We start from the raw sequence: 14,947 nt of genomic DNA on the forward strand, positions 1-14,947 counted from the left end.
ACGTCGATCCTTCCCTGGAAGACACCGCGGACGCGCTGGAAGGGGCCCGGGCATGAGCCTCAAGGACCAGTTCGGCAAGGACGTCCTGCTCACCGGCTGGGGCCACAGCCGGTTCGGCAAGCTCACCGAGGAGACCCTCGAGTCCCTGATTGTGCAGGTCTCCACCGAGGCGATCGCCAACGCGGGGATCGAACCCGGCCAAATCGACGAAATCTACCTGGGCCAGTTCAACTCCGGCATGATGCCGCTGGCGTTCCCGGCCTCGCTGGCGCTGCAGGTCTCCGAGCAGCTGGCGAATGTGCCTTCCACGCGGGTGGAGAACGCCTGCGCCTCCGGTTCGGCCGCGTTCCAACAGGGCACGAAGTCGCTGCTGGCCGGCACCGCGAAGACCGTCCTGGTGATCGGTGCGGAGAAGATGACGCAGGCCGGGGCCGACGTCGTGGGCGCGGCCTTGCTGGGCGCGGACTACGACATGGCCGGTAAGCCCTCCACCACGGGCTTCACCGGCCTGTTCGCGGAGGTCGCCAAGCACTACGAGAAGCGCTACGGCGCCGGGACGGGAAACCTGTCCGACGTGCTCGGCTCGATCGCCGCGAAGAACCACCGCAACGGCGTTGACAACCCCTACGCCCAGCTCCGCAAGGACCTCGGCGAGGAGTTCTGCCGGACGGTGTCGGATAAGAACCCGATGGTCGCCGATCCGCTGCGCCGCACCGACTGCTCCCCCGTCTCCGATGGTGCCGCCGCCCTCGTGCTCTCCGTCGCCCCCACCGACGGGGCCACCGACCCGGTCCGTTTGGCCGGCTTCGGCCAGGCCAACGACTTCTTCCCCGCCGACCGCCGCGACCCGACGGCGTTCGCCGCGACGCGCGCCTCCTGGGAGCGCGCTCTAGGGATGGCCGGCGTCGGACTGGAGGACCTGGACTTCGCCGAGGTGCACGACTGCTTCACCATCGCCGAACTGCTGATGTACGAGGCCATGGGCCTGACCGARCCGGGCCAGGGSGCCCGTGCSRTCRAGGAAGGCTGGGTCTTCAAGGACGGGAAGCTCCCCGTCAACGTCTCSGGCGGRCTSAAGGCCAAGGGCCACCCGGTSGGSGCCACCGGCGTATCGCAGCACGTCATCGCCGCAATGCAGCTGACAGGCACGGCCGGGGACATGCAGCTGGCCGCACCGCGCCGCGCCGCCGTGCAGAACATGGGCGGCGTGGGTATCGCCAACTACGTCAGCGTGCTCGAGGCCGTGTAGGACACCACCCGGGGACACGGCGGGGCGCGCACGGATAGACTCGATTCCACCCCATTCACCACCACAAGGCGAGGAAACCCATGCGCGCCACCATCATCCACGGTCCCGGCGATATCCGAGTCGAAGACCGCGAATACCCCACCGTCCAGCAGCCCACCGACGCCGTCGTCAAGGTCACCGCCGCCTGCGTCTGCGGCTCCGACCTCTGGCCCTACCGCGGCGTGAAGCCCACCCACAAGCCGTCCGCGATCGGCCACGAGTTCATCGGCCTCGTGGAGAGCATCGGCGATGACGTCACCGGCCTGGCCGTGGGCGACCTCGTCATCGCCCCGTTTGTGGTCAGCTGCGGCAAGTGCCCGCAGTGCCTCAACGGTGTCACTGTCGCCTGCGACCACCTCGCCGGCTGGGGCGGCACCGACGACGCCGGCCTGGCGATCGACGGCGGCCAGGGCCAGGCGGTCCGGGTACCGCTGGCCGACGCCACCCTCGTCAAGGTGCCGGGCATCACCGAGCCCGACGACGCGCTGCGCGCCAGCCTGCTGACCCTCTCCGATGTGATGGCCACCGGCCACCACGCCGCCCTCGCCGCGAAGGCCGGCCCCGGCAGGACCGTTGTGGTGGTCGGCGACGGTGCCGTGGGTCTGTGCGGGGTCCTCGCCGCCAAGCGGCTGGGCGCCGAACGGATCATCGCGATGTCCCGGCACGCCGACCGGCAGGCCATCGCCAAGGAATTCGGCGCCACCGACATCGTGGCCGAACGCGGCGACGAGGGCGTGGCCAAGGTCCGCGAACTGCTCGGCGGGGTCCTGGCGGACTCGGTCCTCGAATGCGTGGGCACCAAGGAATCGATGGAGCAGGCGCTGCACAGCGTCCGCCCGGGCGGTGCCATGGGCTTTGTAGGCGTGCCCACCGGCGGCGCCGAGATCCCGGTGCGCTACCTCTTCGACACCAACATTTCAATCGGCGGCGGCATGGCCCCGGCCCGCACCTACATCCCGGAACTGCTCGCCGATGTCCTGAACGGCAGCATCAACCCGGGCCGGGTGTTCGACGTCGTAATGCCGCTGGAGGAGGCCCCGGAGGCCTACCGGGCGATGGACGAACGGCGGGCCATCAAGGTCCTGCTGGCCCCGTAGCCGGGAGCGGGGCGGCACTCTTGCACTGCCGCGGCCGCGGGTCTAGCGTGAAGCGCATCAGCACCCGCAGCCGTCAAGGAGCCGTTATGGCCAGGTTTGTGCAGATTATCGAGTTCACGTCGTCCCGCATCGAGGAGATCGAGGCGCTCGGCCGGCCTTCCCGGACCGGCGGCGACACCGCCCCGTCCTTCCGCCGGATCCTGAACACCGCGGACCGCGACCGGCCGGGCACCTACCTCACCATCGTCGAATTCGATTCCTACGAATCCGCGATGGAGAATTCCGGCCGGCCGGAGACCTCCGAGTTCGCGGCCCAGATGGCCGCCCTGTGCGACTCCCCGCCGGTGTTCCGGAACCTGGATGTCCAATGGGAGGACACCGGCGACGCTGCGGCCCCCTAGGCGCGTTGTATGTGTCCCGAACCTGGTGGCGTCGGGCCGGCGGGCGCGGGCCCGGAAGAGGGCGGGGTGGTCCTGGATCTCCGCCGCGCGGCGACCGCTTCCCTGGATCTGGTGGGCGGCAAGGCCCGGAACCTTGGGGTACTTGCCGCCGCCGGTTTTCCGGTACCCGACGGCTTCTGCCTGACCACCGATGCCTACGCCCTGGCGGCGCCGCCGGAGCTGAACGCCCTGGCCGCCCGGCTCGATGATGCGGCCGGCGGCGACGGACCCGCCGGTCCCGCCGGCCGCGACGGGCTGGCGGCCCGTGCCCGGGAGCTGATTATGGCCGCCGACGTGCCGCCCGGGATCAGCGCCGCGGTGCTGACGGCCTACACGGCCCTCGGCGCCTGGGCGCCAGTGGCTGTCCGGTCCTCGGCCACTGCGGAGGACCTGCCTTTCGCCAGCTTCGCCGGCCAGCAGGACTCCTTTCTGAACGTGCGGGGGCCCGACGCAGTAATCGATGCCGTCCGGCGCTGCTGGGCCTCCTTGTGGAGCGACCGTGCGGTGGCCTACCGGTCCGCCAACGGGATCAGCCACCGCGGGGTGCGTCTCGCCGTCGTCGTGCAGGTGATGGTCGACGCCGCCACGGCGGGCGTGATGTTCACGGCGAATCCGCTGACCGGAACCCGTACCGAAACGGTCATCAACGCCAGCACCGGGACCGGCGAAGGCGTAGTTTCCGGCGCGGTCAACCCGGACCAGTTCACACTGACCACCGCCACCGCGCGGCTCCTGCGGCGGGTACCCGGCACCCCGGGTCCCCAGCCGGCCTGGAGCCTGGCTGAGCCCGCCCTCACCGCGCTGACCAGGCTTGGTGACGCTGTCCAGGAACTCTTCGGCGCGCCGCAGGATATCGAGTGGGCGTTCGACGCCGCCGGCAAGGCGTGGCTGACGCAGTCCCGGCCGATCACCACCCTGTATCCGCTGGAGGACCCGCTTTCCGCCGACCCGTCGGCGCTGAACCCCGACCCCGCGGCCGGGCCGCGGATCTACCTCTGCGGAACCCTCCTGCAGGGACTCACCCGGCCGATTACCCCGATCGGACTCGCGGCGCTTGGACTGATGCGGGGAACCGAGGGGCCATGGCGGTACGTGAACCCGGGCCTGCGGATGTATGTGGACCTGACCGCTTTGCTGCAGAACAAGTGGGGCCGCCGGTACCTGGCCCGGATCCTCCCGCTGGCGGACGGCCGCTCCGCGGCGGTCCTTCCCGCGGTGCTTGCCGATCCGCGCTTCGCGGCCACCAAACCCCGCCGGCCACGGCCACGCCGGCGGCCCAGGCCGGCAGGCGGCACCCGGGCCCGCGGATCGTCGCCCGGCGCGGGGATGATCCTCGGCCTGTTCCCCGCGCTGGTCGGTGCCGCGCTCCGGCCGGGAGCCGAACTGCGCCGGGTCCAGGCGTACGGCAAGGACCTCGATGCGCAGCTGGTGCTGGCCGAACCCGCGACCGCCGTGCAACGGCTGGACTTCGCCGAGCAGATCACCGGCCGGACCATCGACGGGCTGATCCGCGCCACACTTCCCGGCCCCTCGGTCGGCTACATCATGCTGGCGGTCGCCCGCCGGCTGCTGCGCGGCATCGCCGAACCCCGCGAACTGGAAGCCGTCCTGCGCGGTCTCCCGCACAACGTGACCACCGAGATGGACCTGGAGCTCTGGCAGCTGGCGGTGGAGCTCGGCGCCGACGCGCCGTCGCGGGAGGCGTTCCTGGTCCGGCAGCCCGCAGCCCTGGCCGAGGCCTTCCGCGCCGGTTCACTGCCCGCCGCAGCTCAGGCCGGGGTGCGGAACTTCCTGTCCCGCTATGGCCACCGGGCCGTGGCGGAGATCGACCTCGGTATGCCCCGCTGGTCCGACCAGCCCGACCACATCCTCGGGATGATCTCCAACTACCTGCGCGTCGAGGACCCGGAGCAGGCACCGGACCGGCAGTTCCGCCGGGCCGCCGGGCATGCGGACGACCGGATCCGGGACCTGGTTGCCCGGGCGGCGGCCCACGGAAGGTGGCGCGCACGGGTCCTGGCGCTGTCCCTGCGGCGGGTCCGGGAACTGTCGGGGCTGCGCGAGCTGCCCAAGTTCTACATCGTGAAGGTCCTCGGCGAGATGCACCGGCAGCTCCTGCTGCTCGGCGATTCGCTGGTGCGCGCCGGCGTCGTGGCCGCCGCCGACGACGTGTTCTTCCTCGACTTCGACGAACTGCGCGTGAGCCTGCGCGGCGCCCGTATGCAGGACGTCGTCACCAGGCGCCGCCAGCTGTACGACGTCGAACTGCGCCGCCGCCGGATCCCCCGGGTGCTGCTTTCCGACGGGACGGACGTGGAGGCCGCCACGATGGCCGCGGCCCCCGCGCCTGGCGCCCTGTCCGGGACGCCGGCTTCGGCCGGCACGGCCACCGGGACGGTGCGGGTGATCCTTGACCCGGTGGGCGCCCGGCTGGAGCCCGGCGAGATCCTCGTGGCGCCCTCAACGGACCCGGGCTGGACTCCGCTGTTCCTGACAGCCGGTGCCCTGGTCATGGAGATGGGCGGCGTCATTTCGCACGGCGCCGTCGTCGCCAGGGAATACGGGATTCCCGCCGTGGTGGGCGTGCCGGACGCCACCACCCGGCTGCACACCGGCCAGCGCGTCACCGTGGACGGCGCGGCCGGGACGGTCCTGGAAGTCCCGGACTGAGCTCCGGCCGAAGGCAGCACACGGGGCAGCACACGCCACGGTTTTCCTGCCGCCCGGTCAGGCTTCCGGGATGACCATCGCGAACCGCTCGGCACGGGACACGTCCGGGTCCGGTCCGTTGCGCTTCCCGGTGTCGAGCGCGTCGATCTCCGCGAGCTCCGCGGCACTTAGCTCAAAGTCGAAGACGTCGAAGTTCTCGGCGATGCGTGCCGGGTTCGTGGACTTGGGGATGGCCGACCGGCCGTGCTGCAGGTGCCAGCGCAGCATGATCTGGGCGGCGCTTTTGCTGTGACTGTCGGCGATGGTGGCGATCGCCGGGTCTTCCATAACGTTCCTGCGGTCCTCACCCCAGCCGGGGTAGAAGGTGATCCCGCCGATGGGCGACCACGCCTGGGTCAGGATGCCATTGGCGGCGTCCGCAGCCTGGACATCGGGCTGGGTGAAGTAGGGATGCAGTTCAACCTGGTTGACGGCGGGTACAACGTCGGTCGCGGCCAGGAGCTCTTCGAGGTGGTGCGGCATGAAGTTGCTGACCCCGATCGCGCGTACCCGGCCGTCGGCGAGGAGGGTCTCCAGTGCCTTGTAGGCGGCGATCGTCCGCTCGAACCTGTCCGGGGCGGGCTGGTGCAGGATCAGCAGGTCAAGGTAGTCCACGCCGAGTTTGCCGGCGGCTTTCTGCCAGGCGTGCAGCGCCTGGTCGTAGCCGTAGTCACTGACCCAGACCTTGGTTTCGACAAACACCTCCGAACGCTTGAGGCCGGACCGGCGGATGCCCGCACCGACTTCGCGTTCGTTCCCGTAGGCCGCGGCGGTATCGATGTGCCGGTAACCGGCCGCGAGCGCGGCCTCGACGGCCGCGGTGGTTTCCTCCGGCGGGCTCTGGAAGACGCCCAGGCCGAGGGCAGGCATGGTGACGCCGTTGTTGAGGGTAAGTTCCATAGTCATGCCTTCCACGGTATTGGGGTGCAGGAGTTTGCGGGAGGGAACGTCAGTACCCCTCTTGCCCCTGCCCCGGCGGCGCCCCGCGGCGTAGCGTTGGGGCCATGACACACAGCGACGACGTGCGGAAGTTCCTGACCTCCCGCCGGGCCCGGATCACGCCGGAAGAAGCCGGCCTGCCCCTCTACGGCGGGAACCGGCGTGTCACCGGCCTGCGCCGGGAGGAAGTCGCGATGCTCGCCGGCGTGAGCGTTGACTACTACATCCGGCTGGAGCGCGGAAACCTCTCCGGCGCCTCGGACAGTGTCCTGGAAGCCCTCGCCCGCGCGCTCCACCTCGACGACGCCGAAACGGCGCACCTATTCGACCTCGCACGGGCGGCCGCCGCTCCGCCCAGGGCGCGGCGCAAGCGCAGCCCGCAGACTGTGCGTCCCAGCGTGCAGCGCGTCCTCGACGCCATCACGGCCGCTCCGGCGTGGGTCCGCAACGACCGGGGCGACGTCCTGGCCGCCAACGAACTCGGCGGCGCCCTGTACCAGGACCTGATGGCCGAGACGGTCACCCCGCCGAACAGCGGTCGCTTCACCTTCCTAAACCCGAAGGCGCGGGAGTTCTTTACCGACTGGGAGCGCGCCGCGGACGACATCGTCGCCATCCTGCGCTCCACGGCAGGCAAGAACCCCTACGACAAGGACCTCACCGACCTGATCGGGGAGCTCTCCACCCGCAGCGAGGAATTCCGCGTCCGCTGGGCCCGGCACGACGTCAAGCACCACCGCACCGGCCGGAAGCGGCTCCACCACCCGGTGGTCGGGGACCTTGACCTCAGCTTCGAGGCGCTCGAGCTTCCCGGCGACCCGGGGCTGCGCATCAACGTCTACACGGCAGAGCCCGGGACGCCCTCCGAAGACGCCCTGAAAGTCCTCGCGAGCTGGGTTGCCACCCAGCGGAACACTGCGCCGGTCCCCCTCCGCGGGATCCAATGACCGCCAGCGCCGGGGGCTATCTTTAGTCCATGGTGTCAACTGGCCGGAGCGTTCCGGGCGTACCTGATCCCGATCCCGGGGTCTTCGGCTCAGGGCTGGTTGATGAGGCCGCCCGGCTTGACGCTGCGCTGCCCGACGGCGATTGGTCCGTTCCGCCGCCGGGCGCCGTCCGCGGCGAATTCCTGGCCCCCAGCGGCGCGCTGGCGACGCTGTCCATGGGCGACCCGGGCAATCCGCCGGTCCTGCTGGTTCCGGGGGCCACGGGCTCCAAAGAAGACTTTGCTTTGATGCTCCCGGAGCTCGCCGCCGCCGGCTACTTTGTGCTCAGCTGCGATATCGCCGGCCAGTACGAGTCGGCCGCCGCCGGCCCCGAGCACCTGCACCCGCCCCGGGCGCACTATGACTACCCGCTGTTCACCGACGACCTGATCGCCCTGCTTGACGCCGGGCACGGCGCCGCGCACGTCGTCGGATATTCCTTCTCCGCAATCGTCGCACAAGTGGCCTTCACGCAGCGGCCCGAGCTGTTCCGCAGCCTGACCCTGCTCAGTTGCCCGCCGGAAGCGGGAAACAGTTTCCGCGGGATCCAGCGGATCGGCCGCCTCAGCGGCCGGGCGGGGGCCAGGGTGGGCGCGGCGCTGATGATCTGGGGCATCCGCAGCAACGTGGTCCGGGTGGCACCGAACCGGATCCGCTTTGTCCGGTCCCGCTTCCGGCTCACCCGCCGGGCGGCCGTGCGGGACATTTTCCTGCTGATGCAGCACGTCCCGGACCTCAGGGCGGACCTGGCGGCGGCAACACTGCCGAAGCTGGTCGCCGTCGGCGAGCACGATCTCTGGCCGCTGGCGCTGCACCGCCGCTTCGCCCAGGCCATCGGGGCGAAGATTGCCGTTTACCGGGGTGGCCACAGCCCCAGCGAGACCTCGCCGCACCAGATGAGCCGCGACCTGATTGCCCTCTTCGCCGACGCCGGTTAGCCCGGCCCGGCCCGTTTGCGGCGCGGTTCCGGGCTTAAGTCCCGCACTCAGCCTCTTGCACCTCGGCCCCGCGCCCCGTACGTTGGGGACAGCGGACGAATGTCTCCGCAGCCGTTGGCCTCCGTGGCCGCCGGAGATCAGCAGCGTTTCAGAAGGATAAAGGCATGGCTACAGGCACAGTTAAATGGTTCAACGCCGAAAAGGGTTTTGGCTYCATTGCCCCGGATGACGGGTCGGCCGACGTTTTCGCCCACTACTCGGCAATCGCTTCCAGCGGCTACCGCTCGCTGGACGAGAACCAGAAGGTCGAGTTCGACGTCACCCAGGGCCCGAAGGGCCCGCAGGCTGAGAACATCCGCCCGCTCTAAGCTTTCAGGAAGACCCGGCCTGCCGGAACACTTCTCCTAGAAGTCCGCAGCAGCCCCTCCGGAGTAATTCTCCGGTGGGGCTGCTGTCTTTCGTCTGCACGCTTGCACCAGCCGCCGCTACACTTTGATGGCACCAACCCCCACCGGAGGCACCCCCTTGATGGTCGAACAACTGATGGCCTTCGCGCTGACCTGCCTCGTGGTGGTCCTGGTTCCCGGACCGGACTTCGCCCTGGTCCTGAAGAACGCCCACCGCGGCCCCGGGTCGGCCGCATCGACTGCCGCGGGCATCATGGTCGGCAACACCATCCTTGCCCTCCTCGCCGTCCTCGGCGTCACGGCCCTTCTGTCGGCGTCCGAAGTGCTCGGCACCATCATCCGGATTGCCGGCGCGGCGTACCTTCTTTACCTCGGCGTTGGCGCCCTGTGGGAAGCCTTCGGCCATGGCCGCCGTGCTCCGGAGCCGGAAGCGGCCCCGGCCGCCGCTGCCGGGCTCCGGTTCCGGGGTGACTCGCCCTTCCTGCAGGGAGTGGTGAGCAACCTGCTCAACCCCAAAGTTGCCGTCTTCTACCTGTCGCTGTTCCCACAGTTCAACCTGGGAGCGCTCCCGCCGCTGGAACAGCACGCGTTGATGGCCGGCATCTTCCTGGCCATCGCCCTGGTCTGGTACGTCGTGCTGGTCCATGCCCTCAAGCGGGTCTCCACCGTCCTGGCCCGGCCCCGCGTGAAGCGGGCCGTCACCGCCGGATCCGGCGCCGTGCTGGCCGGCGTCGGCGGAACGATCCTGACCAAATCCTTGGTCTCTGCCTAGGCCTACCCCACGTGGACCCAGGGCCGCCTGGTGACATCGGGTTCGGCCTCACGCAGCACCTCGCGGGTGACCGGCGCAATTTCCCCCTCCCCGAACGCGAGGAAGCGCAGCAGGTTGGTCAGCGGGTTTCCCTCGGTCCAGCGGAAGTAGATGTGCGGCATCAGGCCGGTCACGTCCCGGATGTGCAGCAGCGCCGACGCGATCGTGTTTGCGACCGCCGGGCCATGCACTTCCAGGATCCGGTAGCCGTGCCTGGTGATGCCGCGGACCTCCAATTCGGTTTCGAAGTCCGAGGAATCGTCSACGAYGACYTCCAGGAACACGGCCCGGTAGTCCAGGGGCAGGTGGCTGACCTCAATCGCGGACTCCAGCTTCTGCCGGTATGCCTCCGCGCTGAGCCGCAGCGGCTCGTGGGCCACAATCCGGAGCGGGCCGTCCAGTTCGTCGGACATAAACTCAAGCGCCTGCCGGTCCAGGTGGACGTGGGTGGCGTGCAGCTCGAAGGAGCGGCGGGCACGCGAGAGCAGTGAGATCACGATGATGCCGAGGATGAAGATCGACGCGATCCGGAGGCCCTCCGGGCGTTCGATGATGTTGGCCACCGTGGTGTAGATGAAGACGACGGCGATAACGCCGAAGCCGATGGTGCGTTTGCGCTGCCGCTGGCGGCGCGCGGACAGGGTCACGGCGACCGCCGCGGAGGTCATCAGCACCAGCACGCCGGTGGCGTAGGCGCCGCCCTGGGCGTCGACGTCGGCGTTGAACAGCCAGGTGATCAAAAACCCGATCAGGGTGAACACCAGGACCAGCGGGCGCACGGCCCGGGCCCAGCCGGGGGCCATCCCGTACCGGGGCAGGTAGCGCGGCACGAGGTTCAGCAGCCCGGCCATGGCGGAGGCGCCGGCGAACCAGAGGATGGCGATCGTGGACAGGTCATAGACGGTGCCGAAGCCTACGCCCAGGTGTTCGTGGGCCAGGAACGCCAGTGCCCGTCCGTTGGCCTGGCCGCCGGGCTGGAACTCCTGCGCCGGGATCAGCACCACGGTGGTGAAACTGCTGACGATCAGGAACGTGCTCATGATCAGCGCGGCCGTGGTCAGCAGCTTCCGTGCGCCCTGGATCCGTCCCGCGGGGTGGTCCTCGGTGTCGTCAGCGTGGCCCTTGATCTGGGGCATCACGGCAACGCCGGTCTCGAACCCGGACAGTCCAAGTGCGAGTTTCGGGAACACCAGCAGGGCGAAGCCGACTGCCAGCAGCGGGTTGCCGTGCGAAGTGGAGATGGCCTGCCACCAGTTGTCCACCGCCACGGGATGGGTCAGGACCTCCCAGAGGGACGCCGCGACCACCACCACGTTCAGTCCCAGATACAGCCCGACGATGACGACGGCGACGCCGATGGCTTCCTTGAAACCGCGCAGGAAGACGGCCGCCAGCAGTGCCAGCAGGATCAGGGTGATGGTCACGTTCTGGCCCTGCAGCCACCCCGGCGCCATCGGGTTCTGGACCAGGTGCGCGGTGGCGTCGGCGGCCGAGAGCGTCATGGTGATCATAAAGTCGGTTGCGGCGAAGCCAAGCAGGACCAGCACAAAGAGCTTCCCGCCCCAGCGCGGCATCAGCCGTTCCAGCATGGCGATGGAGCCTTCGCCGCGGTGGCTCTCCCCGGCCACGCGCCGGTAGACGGGCAGGGCGCCCAGCAGGGTGATCGCCACGAGGACCAGGGTGGCCAGCGGCGAAATGACGCCGGCGGCGAGCGCGGCGATGGCGGGCTGATAGCCGAGGGTGGAGAAGTAGTCCACACCGGTCAGGCACATCACCTGCCACCAGGTGTGCTTCTTCTCCTCGGCCGCGGGGACTCCGCCGGGGCCCTGGTGCGAGCCCTTGCTGTCCTGCAGCCCCACCAGCAGCCATTTCCGCAATGCGGTCTTCCGGCCGGGACGCGGCGCCGACGGGTCAGCCGGCGGCCTGCTCAGGGTTGTCATGATCTTCCTTTCCTCGCGGCGCCCCTCACGGGCGGACGCCGCACTGTGGCTCTCAATTGCGAAGCTAGCAGCGGCCCGGCCCGCAACCACCACCCCGGGACGGATCTTGATAATTCCTTGACGCCGCACCCCGGCGCCGGACCAGGGCCGGAATGGAAGAATGACTGCATGGCACGTGGAACGCTGCGCATTTTCCTGGGATACGCCCCGGGCGTCGGCAAGACGTTCGCCATGCTCCGCGAAGGCCACCGGCTCCGCAGCGCCGGCGAGGACGTGGTGGTTGGCATCGCCCGCGACCGCGGCCGCCGCGATACCCGGGACCTGCTGGCGGGCCTTGAGCTGATCGATCCGCGGCGTGTTCCCGCCGGCGGGATCGAGGTCGAGGAACTGGACCTCGACGCCGTCCTGCACCGGGCACCGGCCACCGCCATCGTGGACGAGTACGCCCACTCAAACGCCCCCGGCAGCCGGAACGCGCACCGCTGGGAAGACATCAACGAGCTGCTGGCCGCCGGGACCAACGTCCTGACCACCCTGGACGTCCACCAGCTGGCCTCCCTGGCCGACGTCGTCAGCGGGATCACCCGGGGCCGGCGGCCGGAGACGGTACCCGACGGGATCGTCCGGCGTGCCGACCAGCTCCAGCTGGTGGATCTCTCCCCGGACCTGCTCCGGCAACGGCTCGCTGCGGGAAAGATTGTGCCGGCCGACCGGATCGACTCTGCCCTGTCCAACTACTTCCGTCCCGGGAACCTGGCCGCGCTCCGCGAACTGGCGCTCCTGTGGCTCGCGGACCGCGTGGACGAGGGCCTGGCAGCCTACCGGGAAGGGAACCGGATCGACGCCGGCTGGCCCACCCGCGAGCGGGTGGTGGTGGGACTGGCCGGCGGAGCCGACGGCGAATCCCTGGTCCTGCGCGGTGCCCGGCTGCTGAGCCGGGTCACCGGCAACGACCTGCTGGCCGTCCACGTCCGGGCCGCCGGGACGGTGGCCGCCGAGTCGCCGCAGGCCCTCGATGCCCAGCGCCAGCTGGTCCAGGACCTGGGCGGCAGCTACCACGTGGTGGTCGGTGAAGACCCGGCCGAGGCCCTTCTTGATTTCGCCCGGAGCGTCAACGCCTCCCAGCTGGTGCTGGGATCGGCCCCCAAGAGCGCCTGGCACCGTGTGGTGACCGGCCTGCGCGGCGGCGCCCTCGCGGGACGGGTGCTCCGCGGGGCCGGCGGGATCGACGTGCACCTGGTGCCGCTGGACAGCCCGCAACGGGGCCGCCGGCCTGGCCGGCAGGGCGACCTGGGCAGGCTCCGGGTCACTGTCGGTTTTGGCCTGGCGGTGCTGCTGCCCGTGCTGCTCCAGCTGTTCCTGGAAATCAACCCGGACAAGAACCTGGCCACATCCATGCTGCTCCAGCTCACCGGGTCCGTCGCAGTGGCGCTGGTCGGCGGGCTGTGGCCGGCGATCCTCGCGGCGTTGTGGAGCAGCCTGCTGGTCAACTATTTCTCCACCCCGCCGGTGGGCAATTTCGCCATCAGCGACGCCCAGAACGTCCTCGCCCTGGTGGTGTTCGTCGGGGTGTCTGCGGCCGTCGCCGTGGTGGTGGACATCGCTGCCCGGCGCTCCAAGGAGGCCGCCCGGGCGCGGGCGGAAGCAACCACCCTGGCCGAGCTGTCGCGCGGTGCCGCCGGATCGGAGGACACTGTCACCGGCCTACTGGAACAGGCCTTGGACGTTTTCCAGGTCCGCGGCGCGGCCTTGTACGGCCTCGCCGGCGCTGAGTCCGACGACGGCCCGGCGGCGGCGACGGGGCCGCGGTGGCGGCTGCTCGCCGGCGTCGGGGACGTTCCGCCCGTAACCGCCGACGACGCCGCTGCCGCCTCCGACCATGCCGCTGCCGCTGCCGGTCCGCACGGGGACACCGCCGTTGCCGGCCCGCACGGGGACAACGTCGAGCAGATCAACCCGGCCACGCGGCTGGTCCTCTCCGGCCGCGTGCTCCCCGCCAGTGACCGCCGACTGCTGGGCGCCTTCGGTTTGCACCTGCTGGCCCAGCTCGAGAACCAGCAACTGCTGGCCAGCCGCAGCCAGCTCCGGCGGCTGGCCGAGAGCAACTCCATCCGGACCTCACTGCTCCGCGCGGTCTCCCACGACCTCCGGACCCCGCTGGCCGGCATCAAGCTCGCTGTGGGCGGGCTGCGCCAGACCGGCGTCCGCTACACCCGGGAAGAGGAACAGGAACTGCTCGAAACCATCGATGAGTGCTCGGACCGGCTCGATGCCCTGGTGGGCAACCTGCTGGACATGTCCCGGATCACCTCCGACACGGTCACCCCGCTGCTCCGCCCGACGCGCTGGTACGAGGTGGTCAGCGGCGCCCTGCACGGGATTGACGCCGGCCGGGTCCGGGTGGAACTGCCCGCCAACATGCCCGAGGTGGATGCCGACCCCGGGATGCTCGAACGCGTCATCGCGAACATCGTCGAGAACGCCGTCAAATACGCCCCGCACTCGGACATCGTCCTGACGGGCACCGCGGGCGGTCTGGGCGCCGGCGCAGTCGCGGGCCGCCCCGCCGGAGAAATGCGGATCATCGACCACGGCACGGGGGTCCCCGCGGAGCAGGTGGTGGAGATGTTCCGTCCCTTCCAGCGGCTGGACGACGCGAACCGGGCCACCGGCGTCGGCCTCGGGCTGGCCGTCGCGAAGGGGTTCACCGAGGCGATGGGCGGCCGGCTGACCGCGGAAACCACCCCCGGCGGCGGCCTGACGATGGTGGTCAGCCTGCCGCTGTCCGAGGGTGCGCCTGTCGCTGAGCGGCCCGAGCAGGCACCGTTGGAGCCGCAATCCGCCCTGCTGGGACGCCACCACGCGCCGCCGATCCTTTCCTCCCCCACGGACATGCCATGACCGCCGTCCTGGTGGTCGACGACGACCCGTACCTGCTGCGGGCCCTGCGGATCACGCTGCGCGCCCACGGCTACGACGTCACGGCGGCCGAGGACGGGCAGTCCGCGCTGGCGGCCGCGGCCCGGACCCCGCCGTCGCTGGTCATCCTGGACCTGGGCCTGCCGGACATGGACGGCGCCGCCGTCCTGGCGAAACTCCGGGGCTGGAGCCAGGTCCCGGTGCTGGTCCTGTCGGCCCGCCACGGCTCCACGGACAAAGTGCAGGCCCTGGACGCCGGCGCGGATGACTACATCACCAAACCGTTCGGGCTGGACGAACTCCTGGCCCGGCTGCGGGCCCTGCTGCGGCGCAGCGCCGACAGCAAGGAACCGTCCGTCGTCGCCACGGACGCGTTCACCGTGGATCTCGGCAAGCACCGCGTCACACGCGGCGGCGAAGACATCCGGCTCACCCCGACGGAGTGGAAAATGCTGGAGGTCCTGGTGCGGAAC

General features: G+C 70.3%; 12 protein-coding genes. 10 read left to right on the forward strand and 2 right to left on the reverse strand.

Going from position 1 to position 14,947, the window contains the following annotated elements:
* Positions 1-52 precede the first annotated feature (52 nt).
* The 4 genes from AC1DHD_RS06615 to AC1DHD_RS06630 all read left to right on the forward strand — a co-directional run bounded on the left by AC1DHD_RS06615 (position 53) and on the right by AC1DHD_RS06630 (position 5,495).
* Entirely contained in the window at positions 53-1,249 is a 1,197-nt protein-coding gene (locus AC1DHD_RS06615) for an acetyl-CoA acetyltransferase (protein WP_476878950.1), read from the forward strand.
* An 80-nt stretch (positions 1,250-1,329) separates the two neighbouring features.
* Positions 1,330-2,385 carry a zinc-dependent alcohol dehydrogenase family protein gene (locus tag AC1DHD_RS06620; RefSeq protein ID WP_476878951.1) on the forward strand — a complete coding sequence of 352 codons (1,056 nt, stop codon included), beginning with the start codon at positions 1,330-1,332 and terminating at the stop codon, positions 2,383-2,385.
* A gap of 86 nt (positions 2,386-2,471) precedes the next feature.
* Positions 2,472-2,786 carry a hypothetical protein gene (locus AC1DHD_RS06625; RefSeq protein WP_476878952.1) on the forward strand — a complete coding sequence of 105 codons (315 nt, stop codon included), beginning with the start codon at positions 2,472-2,474 and terminating at the stop codon, positions 2,784-2,786.
* A 9-nt stretch (positions 2,787-2,795) separates the two neighbouring features.
* Positions 2,796-5,495, forward strand: a complete 2,700-nt coding sequence (locus tag AC1DHD_RS06630; RefSeq protein ID WP_476878953.1) for a PEP/pyruvate-binding domain-containing protein — start codon at positions 2,796-2,798, stop codon at positions 5,493-5,495.
* Between the two features lie 57 nt (positions 5,496-5,552).
* Here the strand turns inward: AC1DHD_RS06630 and AC1DHD_RS06635 are convergent, their stop codons facing one another.
* Positions 5,553-6,434 (reverse strand): aldo/keto reductase, encoded by an 882-nt coding sequence (locus AC1DHD_RS06635; RefSeq protein WP_476878961.1) that lies wholly within the window; start codon positions 6,432-6,434, stop codon positions 5,553-5,555.
* A gap of 104 nt (positions 6,435-6,538) precedes the next feature.
* On the opposite strand from AC1DHD_RS06635, the gene AC1DHD_RS06640 reads away from it, so the two are divergent.
* From AC1DHD_RS06640 to AC1DHD_RS06655, 4 genes are all read left to right on the forward strand, one after another.
* Positions 6,539-7,420, forward strand: a complete 882-nt coding sequence (locus AC1DHD_RS06640) for a helix-turn-helix transcriptional regulator (RefSeq protein ID WP_476878954.1) — start codon at positions 6,539-6,541, stop codon at positions 7,418-7,420.
* A gap of 29 nt (positions 7,421-7,449) precedes the next feature.
* Positions 7,450-8,397, forward strand: a complete 948-nt coding sequence (locus AC1DHD_RS06645) for an alpha/beta fold hydrolase (protein WP_476878955.1) — start codon at positions 7,450-7,452, stop codon at positions 8,395-8,397.
* Positions 8,398-8,561: 164 nt separating this feature from the next.
* Positions 8,562-8,765: a cold-shock protein gene (locus AC1DHD_RS06650; protein WP_476878956.1), complete on the forward strand. Its 204-nt coding sequence runs from the start codon at positions 8,562-8,564 to the stop codon at positions 8,763-8,765.
* Positions 8,766-8,892: 127 nt separating this feature from the next.
* The gene (locus AC1DHD_RS06655) at positions 8,893-9,576 is read left to right on the forward strand and encodes a LysE family translocator (RefSeq protein WP_476878957.1); all 684 of its coding nucleotides are present in this window, start codon (positions 8,893-8,895) and stop codon (positions 9,574-9,576) included.
* 2 nt (positions 9,577-9,578) lie between these two features.
* Here the strand turns inward: AC1DHD_RS06655 and AC1DHD_RS06660 are convergent, their stop codons facing one another.
* Positions 9,579-11,555: an APC family permease gene (locus AC1DHD_RS06660; RefSeq protein ID WP_476878958.1), complete on the reverse strand. Its 1,977-nt coding sequence runs from the start codon at positions 11,553-11,555 to the stop codon at positions 9,579-9,581.
* A gap of 168 nt (positions 11,556-11,723) precedes the next feature.
* Between AC1DHD_RS06660 and AC1DHD_RS06665 the strand changes: the two genes are divergently transcribed.
* Entirely contained in the window at positions 11,724-14,456 is a 2,733-nt protein-coding gene (locus AC1DHD_RS06665; RefSeq protein WP_476878959.1) for a DUF4118 domain-containing protein, read from the forward strand.
* Positions 14,453-14,947: response regulator transcription factor (locus AC1DHD_RS06670; RefSeq protein ID WP_476878960.1), on the forward strand; the 495-nt coding region annotated here is incomplete at its 3' end. The genes AC1DHD_RS06665 and AC1DHD_RS06670, both read left to right, overlap by 4 nt.

The sequence above is a fragment of the Arthrobacter sp. 05L45_2 genome, assembly GCF_056397525.1.

Coding starts and splice junctions, on each gene's coding strand:
- AC1DHD_RS06620 (WP_476878951.1), top strand. CDS start 1,330: ATGCGCGCCACCATCATCCACGGTCCCGGCGATATCCGAGTCGAAGAC.
- AC1DHD_RS06635 (WP_476878961.1), bottom strand. CDS start 6,434: ATGGAACTTACCCTCAACAACGGCGTCACCATGCCTGCCCTCGGCCTG.
- AC1DHD_RS06665 (WP_476878959.1), top strand. CDS start 11,724: ATGGCACGTGGAACGCTGCGCATTTTCCTGGGATACGCCCCGGGCGTC.
- AC1DHD_RS06625 (WP_476878952.1), top strand. CDS start 2,472: ATGGCCAGGTTTGTGCAGATTATCGAGTTCACGTCGTCCCGCATCGAG.
- AC1DHD_RS06630 (WP_476878953.1), top strand. CDS start 2,796: ATGTGTCCCGAACCTGGTGGCGTCGGGCCGGCGGGCGCGGGCCCGGAA.
- AC1DHD_RS06655 (WP_476878957.1), top strand. CDS start 8,893: ATGGCACCAACCCCCACCGGAGGCACCCCCTTGATGGTCGAACAACTG.
- AC1DHD_RS06645 (WP_476878955.1), top strand. CDS start 7,450: ATGGTGTCAACTGGCCGGAGCGTTCCGGGCGTACCTGATCCCGATCCC.
- AC1DHD_RS06640 (WP_476878954.1), top strand. CDS start 6,539: ATGACACACAGCGACGACGTGCGGAAGTTCCTGACCTCCCGCCGGGCC.